Origin of the sequence: Nonlabens tegetincola (genome assembly GCF_002954355.1) — a bacterium.
Lineage (GTDB): Bacteria > Bacteroidota > Bacteroidia > Flavobacteriales > Flavobacteriaceae > Nonlabens > Nonlabens tegetincola.
In genome coordinates this window covers 1-13917 of sequence record NZ_MQVV01000013.1, presented here as the reverse complement: position 1 = coordinate 13917, position 13917 = coordinate 1, and the positions used below count along the sequence as shown (strand labels likewise).

Sequence of the window (13917 nt, the reverse complement as noted above, 5' to 3'; positions counted from 1 at the left end):
TCTAAATGATGCGGTCTTATACGCTCACATCTGTACGTCTACTACACACAAGACATTAAGAGGTCCTCGCGGAGGAATTATTATTATGGGTAAGGATTTTGATACCCATTTGATCAACGTTTGAAGAGCGGTAAATTGAAAAAGATGTCATCATTGTTGAACAGTGCTGTATTTCCTGGTAATCAAGGAGGTCCTTTAGAGCATATAATCGCTGCTAAAGCCGTGGCATTTAAAGAGGCACTCTCTGATGATTTTCTTCATTACATGGTTCAAGTAAAGAAAAATGCCCAAACACTTGCAAGTGCCTTAATCGATAAAGGGTTTAATATTATTTCTGATGGTACAGATAACCATATGATGTTAATCGATTTAAGAAACAAAGGCATTACGGGTAAAGATCAGAAGAGCTTCTTGGTAAGATAGATATAACCGTAAATAAAAATATGGTGCCGTTTGACGACCAGTCACCGTTTATAACAAGTGGTATACGCATAGGAACTGCAGCTGTAACAACAAGAGGATTGAAAGAATATCAAATGAGTCTAATATCTCAATATATAAGTGACGCAATCACAAATAAAGACGATGAGAGTAAATTAAAATCTATAAAAGAACAAATCAATTTGATGATGAGCACATATTCTTTATTTCAACTCTAAAGAACATATTAATAGAATACAATAAAGGCTGTTATTATTTATTTAATAACAGCCTTTTATTTAATTTATTTCTAATTAGAGAAAGTTTAGCACAACAAAAAACCCTTATCAAATTGATAAGGGTTTTAAAAGAAGGCGGCGACATACTCTCCCACAAATGCAGTACCATCTGCGCTAATGGGCTTAACTTCTCTGTTCGGAATGGTAAGAGGTGAGCCCCATTGCTATAACCACCTTAAAGGTTTCAGTTAAATTAAAATAATCCAACTGTATATGTTGACATTTTGAAAAGTTCAAAATCAATACAAGTAGATAGAGGTATCTAAGCTTACGGGTAATTAGTATCACTCGGCTATGACATTACTGCCTTTACACCTATGACCTATCAACGTGGTAGTCTCCCACGACCCTTTAAAGAAATCTCATCTTGTGATGGGTTTCGCGCTTATATGCTTTCAGCGCTTATCCCTTCCCGACGTAGCTACCCAGCAATGCCCCTGGCGGAACAACTGGTAGACCAGCGGTCAGTCCAACTCGGTCCTCTCGTACTAAAGTCAGATTCACTCAAATTTCTAGCGCCCACTACAGATAGAGACCGAACTGTCTCACGACGTTCTGAACCCAGCTCGCGTGCCACTTTAATGGGCGAACAGCCCAACCCTTGGGACCTTCTCCAGCCCCAGGATGTGACGAGCCGACATCGAGGTGCCAAACCCCCCCGTCGATGTGAGCTCTTGGGGAGATCAGCCTGTTATCCCCGGCGTACCTTTTATCCTTTGAGCGATGGCCCTTCCATGCGGAACCACCGGATCACTATGCTCTTGTTTCCAACCTGATCGACCTGTATGTCTCTCAGTCAAGCTTCCTTATGCCATTGCACTCTACGCACGGTTACCAAGCGTGCTGAGGAAACCTTTAGAAGCCTCCGTTACTCTTTTGGAGGCGACCACCCCAGTCAAACTACCCACCAAGCAATGTCCCCATTTCTGGGTTAGATTTCAAATAAGCAAAGGGTGGTATTTCAACAATGACTCCACAACGCCTGGCGACGTCACTTCATAGTCTCCCACCTATCCTACACATTACTTATCCAAAATCAATACTAAGCTATAGTAAAGGTGCACGGGGTCTTTTCGTCCCGTAGCGGGTAATCGGCATCTTCACCGATACTACAATTTCACCGAGCTCATGGCTGAGACAGTATCCAAATCGTTACACCATTCGTGCAGGTCGGAACTTACCCGACAAGGAATTTCGCTACCTTAGGACCGTTATAGTTACGGCCGCCGTTTACTGGGCTTCAATTCAGATCTTCGCCGAAGCTAAACCCTCCTCTTAACCTTCCAGCACCGGGCAGGTGTCAGGCCCTATACTTCATCTTTCGATTTTGCAGAGCCCTGTGTTTTTGATAAACAGTCGCTTGGATCTTTTCACTGCGCCCTATTAAATAGGGGACCTTTCTCCCGAAGTTACAGGTCTATTTTGCCTAGTTCCTTAGCCATGAATCACTCGAGCACCTTAGAATTCTCATCCCAACCACCTGTGTCGGTTTACGGTACGGGCTGCTTCACTTGCTTTTCTTGGAAGTTGCTCCTCTGGATTATCCACGTAGCCGTAGCCTTGTGGTACTATCCCAACCTTAACAGTTGGTTCAACGTACATTTCCGTCAGTACGCACCAAATTCACACCTCCGTCACTTTTATTGTGAGCAGGTACAGGAATATTAACCTGTTATCCATCCACTTCCCCGTTCGGGTACGCGTTAGGACCCGACTAACCCTCAGCTGATTAGCATAGCTGAGGAAACCTTGGTCTTTCGGTGAGGGGGTTTCTCGCCCCCTTTATCGTTACTTATGCCTACATTTTCGTTTCTAATCGTTCCAGCAAACCTCACAGTTCACCTTCAACACAATTAGAATGCTCTCCTACCACTCTCAATGGAGTCCATAGCTTCGGTAGTATGTTTATGCCCGATTATCATCCATGCCGTACCGCTCGACTAGTGAGCTGTTACGCACTCTTTAAATGAATGGCTGCTTCCAAGCCAACATCCTAGCTGTCTAAGCAGTACAACCTCGTTTTTTCAACTTAACATACATTTGGGGACCTTAGCTGATGGTCTGGGTTCTTTCCCTTTCGGACATGGACCTTAGCACCCATGCCCTCACTGCTGATCATCATTTTATAGCATTCGGAGTTTGTCAGGAATTGGTAGGCGGTGAAGCCCCCGCATCCAATCAGTAGCTCTACCTCTATAAAACTAAATCAACGCTGCACCTAAATGCATTTCGGAGAGTACGAGCTATTTCCGAGTTTGATTGGCCTTTCACCCCTACCCACAGGTCATCCGAAGACTTTTCAACGTCAACCGGTTCGGGCCTCCACTGTGTGTTACCACAGCTTCACCCTGCCCATGGGTAGATCACACGGTTTCGCGTCTACCACTACTAACTATAGCGCCCTATTCAGACTCGCTTTCGCTACGGCTCCGTGTCTGAAACACTTAACCTTGCTAGCAACGGTAACTCGTAGGCTCATTATGCAAAAGGCACGCCGTCACCCGAAGGCTCCGACCGCTTGTAAGCGTATGGTTTCAGGTTCTTTTTCACTCCCTTATTCAGGGTTCTTTTCACCTTTCCCTCACGGTACTGGTTCACTATCGGTCTCTCAGGAGTATTTAGCCTTAGCGGATGGTCCCGCTAGATTCATACAGGGTTTCCCGTGCCCCGCACTACTCAGGATACTACTATCAATAACTAAAATTACCAATACAGGGCTATCACCTTCTTTGGCTCCTCTTTCCAAAGGATTCTTATTCTTTTAGCATCAAATATTGTAGTCCTACAACCCCAATTAGGCCGTAACCTAATTGGTTTGGGCTTTTCCGCGTTCGCTCGCCACTACTGACGGAATCACTATTGTTTTCTCTTCCTCCGGCTACTTAGATGTTTCAGTTCACCGGGTTTGCTCCATTACTGGTGACATGTCTTCAACATGCCGGGTTGCCCCATTCGGAAATCTGCGGATCACATCGTATGTGCCAATCCCCGCAGCTTATCGCAGCTTATCACGTCCTTCATCGCCTCTGAGAGCCTAGGCATCCCCCATACGCCCTTATTTGCTTATGATACCTATTACTATACAACGATATATAGTAATATTATTTTTTCTATCTTGTATTAATCCTAATTAATATTAGAACTAATGCTCGTTTTGATCTTTTCAAAATGTCAATGAACGTTTAATGATTAATCTCTACTAATCATTCGTGGAGAATATCGGAGTCGAACCGATGACCTCCTGCGTGCAAGGCAGGCGCTCTAGCCAGCTGAGCTAATTCCCCATGACGAATCCTAAATACTGAATTTAGAATATCGAATTTAGAATCCTCAACCTCTAGAATTTCCATTAAAATTCTATAAATGAACTTTATCTCTTAGCTATAATTATCTACTCAATAACTACCTAAGACATCGTAGTCTCAGGCAGACTCGAACTGCCGACCTCTACATTATCAGTGTAGCGCTCTAACCAGCTGAGCTATGAGACTGAGTGTCTTGCGACTATTTCTTGATTGACTTGCTTTTTAAAATAAACACACACTAATTGAGTGTTAAAGGTCTTGAAACTATCCCTTGTTTCGTTCCATTATTTCAGGAACTCCAGAAAGGAGGTGTTCCAGCCGCACCTTCCGGTACGGCTACCTTGTTACGACTTAGCCCCAGTTACTAGTTTTACCCTAGGCAGCTCCTTTCGGTCACCGACTTCAGGCACCCCCAGCTTCCATGGCTTGACGGGCGGTGTGTACAAGGCCCGGGAACGTATTCACCGCATCATGGCTGATATGCGATTACTAGCGATTCCAGCTTCACGCAGTCGAGTTGCAGACTGCGATCCGAACTGAGATAGGGTTTGTAGATTCGCTCCTTCTCGCGAAGTGGCTGCTCTCTGTCCCTACCATTGTAGCACGTGTGTAGCCCAGGACGTAAGGGCCGTGATGATTTGACGTCATCCCCACCTTCCTCACGGTTTGCACCGGCAGTCTCTCTAGAGTCCCCACCATTATGTGCTGGCAACTAGAAATAGGGGTTGCGCTCGTTATAGGACTTAACCTGACACCTCACGGCACGAGCTGACGACAACCATGCAGCACCTTGCAATATGTCCGAAGAAAAATCTGTTTCCAAATCTGTCATACTGCATTTAAGCCCTGGTAAGGTTCCTCGCGTATCATCGAATTAAACCACATGCTCCACCGCTTGTGCGGGCCCCCGTCAATTCCTTTGAGTTTCATTCTTGCGAACGTACTCCCCAGGTGGGTTACTTATCACTTTCGCTTGGCCACTCAGATCTCAATCGATCCAAACAGCTAGTAACCATCGTTTACGGCGTGGACTACCAGGGTATCTAATCCTGTTCGCTCCCCACGCTTTCGTCCATCAGCGTCAATATATTGTTAGTGATCTGCCTTCGCAATCGGTATTCTATGTAATATCTAAGCATTTCACCGCTACACTACATATTCTAACCACTTCACAATAATTCAAGATAACCAGTATCAATGGCAGTGCCGGAGTTGAGCCCCTGCATTTCACCACTGACTTAATTACCCGCCTACGGACCCTTTAAACCCAATGATTCCGGATAACGCTTGCACCCTCCGTATTACCGCGGCTGCTGGCACGGAGTTAGCCGGTGCTTATTCTTACGGTACCGTCAAACAATCACACGTGACTGTATTTCTTCCCGTACAAAAGTAGTTTACAACCCATAGGGCCGTCTTCCTACACGCGGCATGGCTGGATCAGAGTTGCCTCCATTGTCCAATATTCCTCACTGCTGCCTCCCGTAGGAGTCTGGTCCGTGTCTCAGTACCAGTGTGGGGGATCTCCCTCTCAGGACCCCTACCTATCGTTGCCATGGTGAGCCGTTACCTCACCATCTAGCTAATAGGACGCATACCCATCTATTACCGTAACCTTTAATTATTAAATGATGCCATCTTATAATACTATGAGGTATTAATCCAAATTTCTTCGGGCTATCCCTCAGTAATAGGTAGGTTGTATACGCGTTACGCACCCGTGCGCCGGTCGCCATCAGATAGCAAGCTATCTATGCTGCCCCTCGACTTGCATGTGTTAGGCCTGCCGCTAGCGTTCATCCTGAGCCAGGATCAAACTCTTCATCGTAGAATCTTTTAAAGATCATTTATTAGAATAACTCCAAAAACCTCTTTTAAGAACCCTCAATTAGCGTACATGTGTCTATTTTTATTTTCTTACCAATACTTGCCTTTGTATTAATCAATACAAAAACAGTATCGCTGTGCTGTCAATCATTATTTTCAATGAACTACTTCAAAATATCTAGACCGAAAATTTGATGCGAAATCCTCACAATCCGCTACAAATATTTCCAACCTTTTTGAAGAACTATCGCTTTATGTAAACATCATTGTTTCCCAAAGCGGGTGCAAATATACACACACTTTTTCTTACCAAACAAACTTTTACGACAAAAAATTTGAAAAAAATCACAACCCGTCCTCAAACACCTTCGAATCAATTACTTACAAAATGAAAAAATCAAAACTTTTTTAATCACAATATATAATCCGTTGTCTAGTCGTAAATAGAAATTTGATCAACGTTTGAAGAGCGGTAAATTGAAAAAGATGTCATCATTGTTAAACAGTGCTGTATTTCCTGGTAATCAAGGAGGTCCTTTAGAGCATATAATCGCTGCTAAAGCAGTGGCATTTAAAGAGGCACTCTCTGATGATTTTCTTCATTACATGGTTCAAGTAAAGAAAAATACACAAACACTCGCAAGTGCCTTAATCGATAAAGGGTTTAATATTATTTCTGATGGTACAGATAACCATATGATGTTAATCGATTTAAGAAACAAAGGCATTACGGGTAAAGACGCAGAAGAGCTTCTTGGTAAGATAGATATAACCGTAAATAAAAATATGGTGCCGTTTGACGACCAGTCACCGTTTATAACAAGTGGTATACGCATAGGAACTGCAGCTGTAACAACAAGAGGATTGAAAGAATATCAAATGAGTCTAATATCTCAATATATAAGTGACGCAATCACAAATAAAGACGATGAGAGTAAATTAAAATCTATAAAAGAACAAATCAATTTGATGATGAGCACATATTCTTTATTTCAACTCTAAAGAACATATTAATAGAATACAATAAAAGGCTGTTATTATTTATTTAATAACAGCCTTTTATTTAATTTATTTCTAATTAGAGAAAGTTTAGCACAACAAAAAACCCTTATCAAATTGATAAGGGTTTTAAAAGAAGGCGGCGACATACTCTCCCACAAATGCAGTACCATCTGCGCTAATGGGCTTAACTTCTCTGTTCGGAATGGTAAGAGGTGAGCCCCATTGCTATAACCACCTTAAAGGTTTCAGTTAAATTAAAATAATCCAACTGTATATGTTGACATTTTGAAAAATTCAAAATCAATACAAGTAGATAGAGGTATCTAAGCTTACGGGTAATTAGTATCACTCGGCTATGACATTACTGCCTTTACACCTATGACCTATCAACGTGGTAGTCTCCCACGACCCTTTAAAGAAATCTCATCTTGTGATGGGTTTCGCGCTTATATGCTTTCAGCGCTTATCCCTTCCCGACGTAGCTACCCAGCAATGCCCCTGGCGGAACAACTGGTAGACCAGCGGTCAGTCCAACTCGGTCCTCTCGTACTAAAGTCAGATTCACTCAAATTTCTAGCGCCCACTACAGATAGAGACCGAACTGTCTCACGACGTTCTGAACCCAGCTCGCGTGCCACTTTAATGGGCGAACAGCCCAACCCTTGGGACCTTCTCCAGCCCCAGGATGTGACGAGCCGACATCGAGGTGCCAAACCCCCCCGTCGATGTGAGCTCTTGGGGGAGATCAGCCTGTTATCCCCGGCGTACCTTTTATCCTTTGAGCGATGGCCCTTCCATGCGGAACCACCGGATCACTATGCTCTTGTTTCCAACCTGATCGACCTGTATGTCTCTCAGTCAAGCTTCCTTATGCCATTGCACTCTACGCACGGTTACCAAGCGTGCTGAGGAAACCTTTAGAAGCCTCCGTTACTCTTTTGGAGGCGACCACCCCAGTCAAACTACCCACCAAGCAATGTCCCCATTTCTGGGTTAGATTTCAAATAAGCAAAGGGTGGTATTTCAACAATGACTCCACAACGCCTGGCGACGTCACTTCATAGTCTCCCACCTATCCTACACATTACTTATCCAAAATCAATACTAAGCTATAGTAAAGGTGCACGGGGTCTTTTCGTCCCGTAGCGGGTAATCGGCATCTTCACCGATACTACAATTTCACCGAGCTCATGGCTGAGACAGTATCCAAATCGTTACACCATTCGTGCAGGTCGGAACTTACCCGACAAGGAATTTCGCTACCTTAGGACCGTTATAGTTACGGCCGCCGTTTACTGGGGCTTCAATTCAGATCTTCGCCGAAGCTAAACCCTCCTCTTAACCTTCCAGCACCGGGCAGGTGTCAGGCCCTATACTTCATCTTTCGATTTTGCAGAGCCCTGTGTTTTTGATAAACAGTCGCTTGGATCTTTTCACTGCGCCCTATTAAATAGGGGACCTTTCTCCCGAAGTTACAGGTCTATTTTGCCTAGTTCCTTAGCCATGAATCACTCGAGCACCTTAGAATTCTCATCCCAACCACCTGTGTCGGTTTACGGTACGGGCTGCTTCACTTGCTTTTCTTGGAAGTTGCTCCTCTGGATTATCCACGTAGCCGTAGCCTTGTGGTACTATCCCAACCTTAACAGTTGGTTCAACGTACATTTCCGTCAGTACGCACCAAATTCACACCTCCGTCACTTTTATTGTGAGCAGGTACAGGAATATTAACCTGTTATCCATCCACTTCCCCGTTCGGGTACGCGTTAGGACCCGACTAACCCTCAGCTGATTAGCATAGCTGAGGAAACCTTGGTCTTTCGGTGAGGGGGTTTCTCGCCCCCTTTATCGTTACTTATGCCTACATTTTCGTTTCTAATCGTTCCAGCAAACCTCACAGTTCACCTTCAACACAATTAGAATGCTCTCCTACCACTCTCAATGGAGTCCATAGCTTCGGTAGTATGTTTATGCCCGATTATCATCCATGCCGTACCGCTCGACTAGTGAGCTGTTACGCACTCTTTAAATGAATGGCTGCTTCCAAGCCAACATCCTAGCTGTCTAAGCAGTACAACCTCGTTTTTTCAACTTAACATACATTTGGGGACCTTAGCTGATGGTCTGGGTTCTTTCCCTTTCGGACATGGACCTTAGCACCCATGCCCTCACTGCTGATCATCATTTTATAGCATTCGGAGTTTGTCAGGAATTGGTAGGCGGTGAAGCCCCCGCATCCAATCAGTAGCTCTACCTCTATAAAACTAAATCAACGCTGCACCTAAATGCATTTCGGAGAGTACGAGCTATTTCCGAGTTTGATTGGCCTTTCACCCCTACCCACAGGTCATCCGAAGACTTTTCAACGTCAACCGGTTCGGGCCTCCACTGTGTGTTACCACAGCTTCACCCTGCCCATGGGTAGATCACACGGTTTCGCGTCTACCACTACTAACTATAGCGCCCTATTCAGACTCGCTTTCGCTACGGCTCCGTGTCTGAAACACTTAACCTTGCTAGCAACGGTAACTCGTAGGCTCATTATGCAAAAGGCACGCCGTCACCCGAAGGCTCCGACCGCTTGTAAGCGTATGGTTTCAGGTTCTTTTTCACTCCCTTATTCAGGGTTCTTTTCACCTTTCCCTCACGGTACTGGTTCACTATCGGTCTCTCAGGAGTATTTAGCCTTAGCGGATGGTCCCGCTAGATTCATACAGGGTTTCCCGTGCCCCGCACTACTCAGGATACTACTATCAATAACTAAAATTACCAATACAGGGCTATCACCTTCTTTGGCTCCTCTTTCCAAAGGATTCTTATTCTTTTAGCATCAAATATTGTAGTCCTACAACCCCAATTAGGCCGTAACCTAATTGGTTTGGGCTTTTCCGCGTTCGCTCGCCACTACTGACGGAATCACTATTGTTTTCTCTTCCTCCGGCTACTTAGATGTTTCAGTTCACCGGGTTTGCTCCATTACTGGTGACATGTCTTCAACATGCCGGGTTGCCCCATTCGGAAATCTGCGGATCACATCGTATGTGCCAATCCCCGCAGCTTATCGCAGCTTATCACGTCCTTCATCGCCTCTGAGAGCCTAGGCATCCCCCATACGCCCTTATTTGCTTATGATACCTATTACTATACAACGATATATAGTAATATTATTTTTCTATCTTGTATTAATCCTAATTAATATTAGAACTAATGCTCGTTTTGATCTTTTCAAAATGTCAATGAACGTTTAATGATTAATCTCTACTAATCATTCGTGGAGAATATCGGAGTCGAACCGATGACCTCCTGCGTGCAAGGCAGGCGCTCTAGCCAGCTGAGCTAATTCCCCATGACGAATCCTAAATACTGAATTTAGAATATCGAATTTAGAATCCTCAACCTCTAGAATTTCCATTAAAATTCTATAAATGAACTTTATCTCTTAGCTATAATTATCTACTCAATAACTACCTAAGACATCGTAGTCTCAGGCAGACTCGAACTGCCGACCTCTACATTATCAGTGTAGCGCTCTAACCAGCTGAGCTATGAGACTGAGTGTCTTGCGACTATTTCTTGATTGACTTGCTTTTTAAAATAAACACACACTAATTGAGTGTTAAAGGTCTTGAAACTATCCCTTGTTTCGTTCCATTATTTCAGGAACTCCAGAAAGGAGGTGTTCCAGCCGCACCTTCCGGTACGGCTACCTTGTTACGACTTAGCCCCAGTTACTAGTTTTACCCTAGGCAGCTCCTTTCGGTCACCGACTTCAGGCACCCCCAGCTTCCATGGCTTGACGGGCGGTGTGTACAAGGCCCGGGAACGTATTCACCGCATCATGGCTGATATGCGATTACTAGCGATTCCAGCTTCACGCAGTCGAGTTGCAGACTGCGATCCGAACTGAGATAGGGTTTGTAGATTCGCTCCTTCTCGCGAAGTGGCTGCTCTCTGTCCCTACCATTGTAGCACGTGTGTAGCCCAGGACGTAAGGGCCGTGATGATTTGACGTCATCCCCACCTTCCTCACGGTTTGCACCGGCAGTCTCTCTAGAGTCCCCACCATTATGTGCTGGCAACTAGAAATAGGGGTTGCGCTCGTTATAGGACTTAACCTGACACCTCACGGCACGAGCTGACGACAACCATGCAGCACCTTGCAATATGTCCGAAGAAAAATCTGTTTCCAAATCTGTCATACTGCATTTAAGCCCTGGTAAGGTTCCTCGCGTATCATCGAATTAAACCACATGCTCCACCGCTTGTGCGGGCCCCCGTCAATTCCTTTGAGTTTCATTCTTGCGAACGTACTCCCCAGGTGGGTTACTTATCACTTTCGCTTGGCCACTCAGATCTCAATCGATCCAAACAGCTAGTAACCATCGTTTACGGCGTGGACTACCAGGGTATCTAATCCTGTTCGCTCCCCACGCTTTCGTCCATCAGCGTCAATATATTGTTAGTGATCTGCCTTCGCAATCGGTATTCTATGTAATATCTAAGCATTTCACCGCTACACTACATATTCTAACCACTTCACAATAATTCAAGATAACCAGTATCAATGGCAGTGCCGGAGTTGAGCCCCTGCATTTCACCACTGACTTAATTACCCGCCTACGGACCCTTTAAACCCAATGATTCCGGATAACGCTTGCACCCTCCGTATTACCGCGGCTGCTGGCACGGAGTTAGCCGGTGCTTATTCTTACGGTACCGTCAAACAATCACACGTGACTGTATTTCTTCCCGTACAAAAGTAGTTTACAACCCATAGGGCCGTCTTCCTACACGCGGCATGGCTGGATCAGAGTTGCCTCCATTGTCCAATATTCCTCACTGCTGCCTCCCGTAGGAGTCTGGTCCGTGTCTCAGTACCAGTGTGGGGGATCTCCCTCTCAGGACCCCTACCTATCGTTGCCATGGTGAGCCGTTACCTCACCATCTAGCTAATAGGACGCATACCCATCTATTACCGTAACCTTTAATTATTAAATGATGCCATCTTATAATACTATGAGGTATTAATCCAAATTTCTTCGGGCTATCCCTCAGTAATAGGTAGGTTGTATACGCGTTACGCACCCGTGCGCCGGTCGCCATCAGATAGCAAGCTATCTATGCTGCCCCTCGACTTGCATGTGTTAGGCCTGCCGCTAGCGTTCATCCTGAGCCAGGATCAAACTCTTCATCGTAGAATCTTTTAAAGATCATTTATTAGAATAACTCCAAAAACCTCTTTTAAGAACCCTCAATTAGCGTACATGTGTCTATTTTTATTTTCTTACCAATACTTGCCTTTGTATTAATCAATACAAAAACAGTATCGCTGTGCTGTCAATCATTATTTTCAATGAACTACTTCAAAATATCTAGACCGAAAATTTGATGCGAAATCCTCACAATCCGCTACAAATATTTCCAACCTTTTTGAAGAACTATCGCTTTATGTAAACATCATTGTTTCCCAAAGCGGGTGCAAATATACACACACTTTTTCTTACCAAACAAACTTTTACGACAAAAAAATTGAAAAAAATCACAACCCGTCCTCAAACACCTTCAAATCACTTACTTACAAAATGAAAAAATCAAAACTTTTTTAATCACAATATATAATCCCTTATCTATTCGTAAATAGACATAATACTTGTACTTTTAAGAAACTTAAAACTACATTGCAATCCTTCTCACTAAATACTTATATCTGAAAAACATCATAGTTGCCGATGATGTTAACGCAATTAATAAGGCTACCCATATACCCATTGAAGATAAATAAGTGTGTAGCCCCAAGTAATACGCCAAAGGAAATCCAATGCACCAATAACTTATAAGGCAAAATAAACTAGGATACCAAACATCATGCAATCCACGCAATAATCCTAAAAGGAAAACTTGTATTCCGTCACTAACCTGAAAAATTGCTGCTATTAGCAATAAATGTGAGGCTATCTGTATAACCTCTGTATCGTTTATATAAATCCAAGGCAGGTAATTTCTTCCGATGAAGAATAAACACATGAATAGGATCTCAATTACTAGAACCATAAAAAATAAGCTTTTTACAATTTGCTTCATGTAAGCGAAATTTCTTTTCCCTAGTTGGTTTCCTACTCGAATAGTAGCTGTAACTCCTAATCCTATACCGAACATAAATGTTAATGCAGATAAATTCAATGCAATTTGATTTGCAGCCTGATGTTTTGTTCCCAACATACCAGATAAAAATATTGCTCCTGTAAAAAGAGACACTTCAAACAACATTTGCAATGCAGTGGGGAATCCTAACGATAAGATTTTAGTGATATTGGTCTTAGATATAAATATTGGACCCTTGAATTGTTGGTGTAGACTCGTTTTCGCGAAAGCGAAATATAAATTATTATCACCATGATTATTCTAGATACTAAAGTACCCCATGCTGCACCTACTAATCCTAATTTTTGGAAAACCAAACTCTCCATAAATTAATAGATAGTTCAACATTACGTTTATCACGTTTGCAATAATTGCAGCGTTCATTGCATGTTTAGTAAGACTCAACCCATCAGAAAATTGCTTGAAGGCCTGAAATAACATTAATGGCACCATGGATATAGAGACAATATGCATGTACGGAATCGCGAGTTCAACAACTTCTGCTGGTTGATCCATGTAAAATAATAGAGGTTCTGCCACTATAAGTAATGTAGTGAGTAATATTCCCATAATAAAGGATAGGAACACTCCGTTGTCTAGAATCCTTTTAACCTTGGTCCAATTTTCCTGACCTTGTGCTGTAGATACTAATGGCGTTATAGCGAAGGAGAACCCAATACCAATACTTAATGCAATATAGATAAGGGTGTTTCCCAAGGATACTGCTGCAAGAGGAGCATCTCCCAGTTTACCTACCATAACATTATCAGCCAACGCTACTAATAAATGAGCTACCTGTCCTAAAACTATAGGATAGGCAATTTTGTAATTAGTAAAAATTCTTTTTATATGATACTAGGTTCACGCCAGATTTTTTTGTGATTAAGGCGCCAAAACTAAACAATCAAATGCTCACGATAACA

Annotated in this window: 2 protein-coding genes, 4 tRNA genes, 6 rRNA genes and 2 pseudogenes; 2 read left to right on the top strand and 12 right to left on the bottom strand. The window is 43.4% G+C overall.

The window, feature by feature from the left end; all coding sequences use genetic code 11:
- A pseudogene (locus tag BST93_RS06910) lies at nucleotides 1–659 on the top strand (PLP-dependent aminotransferase family protein); the annotation flags it as partial.
- Nucleotides 660–789: 130 nt separating this feature from the next.
- Here the strand turns inward: BST93_RS06910 and rrf (BST93_RS06905) are convergent.
- From rrf (BST93_RS06905) to BST93_RS06885, 5 genes are all read right to left on the bottom strand, one after another.
- A 5S ribosomal RNA gene (gene rrf / locus BST93_RS06905) occupies nucleotides 790–897 on the bottom strand.
- A gap of 80 nt (nucleotides 898–977) precedes the next feature.
- Nucleotides 978–3789: ribosomal RNA gene (locus tag BST93_RS06900) — 23S ribosomal RNA — on the bottom strand.
- A gap of 140 nt (nucleotides 3790–3929) precedes the next feature.
- A tRNA-Ala gene (locus tag BST93_RS06895) sits at nucleotides 3930–4003 on the bottom strand.
- 133 nt (nucleotides 4004–4136) lie between these two features.
- Nucleotides 4137–4210, bottom strand: a tRNA-Ile gene (locus tag BST93_RS06890).
- A gap of 116 nt (nucleotides 4211–4326) precedes the next feature.
- Nucleotides 4327–5852 (bottom strand): 16S ribosomal RNA (locus BST93_RS06885).
- A gap of 449 nt (nucleotides 5853–6301) precedes the next feature.
- Between BST93_RS06885 and BST93_RS06880 the strand changes: the two are divergent.
- Nucleotides 6302–6853, top strand: a pseudogene (locus BST93_RS06880) (PLP-dependent aminotransferase family protein); the annotation flags it as partial.
- Nucleotides 6854–6984: 131 nt separating this feature from the next.
- On the opposite strand, the gene rrf (BST93_RS06875) reads toward BST93_RS06880, so the two are convergent.
- The 7 genes from rrf (BST93_RS06875) to BST93_RS14625 all read right to left on the bottom strand — a co-directional run bounded on the left by rrf (BST93_RS06875) (nucleotide 6985) and on the right by BST93_RS14625 (nucleotide 13768).
- A 5S ribosomal RNA gene (gene rrf, locus BST93_RS06875) occupies nucleotides 6985–7092 on the bottom strand.
- Between the two features lie 80 nt (nucleotides 7093–7172).
- A 23S ribosomal RNA gene (locus BST93_RS06870) occupies nucleotides 7173–9986 on the bottom strand.
- A gap of 139 nt (nucleotides 9987–10125) precedes the next feature.
- A tRNA-Ala gene (locus BST93_RS06865) sits at nucleotides 10126–10199 on the bottom strand.
- Between the two features lie 133 nt (nucleotides 10200–10332).
- Nucleotides 10333–10406 (bottom strand) — tRNA-Ile (locus BST93_RS06860).
- Nucleotides 10407–10522: 116 nt separating this feature from the next.
- A 16S ribosomal RNA gene (locus BST93_RS06855) occupies nucleotides 10523–12048 on the bottom strand.
- The 16S, 23S and 5S rRNA genes sit together here with 4 tRNA genes alongside, the layout of an rRNA operon.
- Nucleotides 12049–12526: 478 nt before the next feature.
- Nucleotides 12527–13108: an MATE family efflux transporter gene (locus BST93_RS14630; protein ID WP_373420736.1), complete on the bottom strand. Its 582-nt coding sequence runs from the start codon at nucleotides 13106–13108 to the stop codon at nucleotides 12527–12529.
- A gap of 147 nt (nucleotides 13109–13255) precedes the next feature.
- On the bottom strand, nucleotides 13256–13768 hold the full coding sequence (locus tag BST93_RS14625; RefSeq protein WP_373420735.1) for an MATE family efflux transporter: 513 nt from the start codon (nucleotides 13766–13768) through the stop codon (nucleotides 13256–13258).
- Nucleotides 13769–13917: the final 149 nt, after the last annotated feature.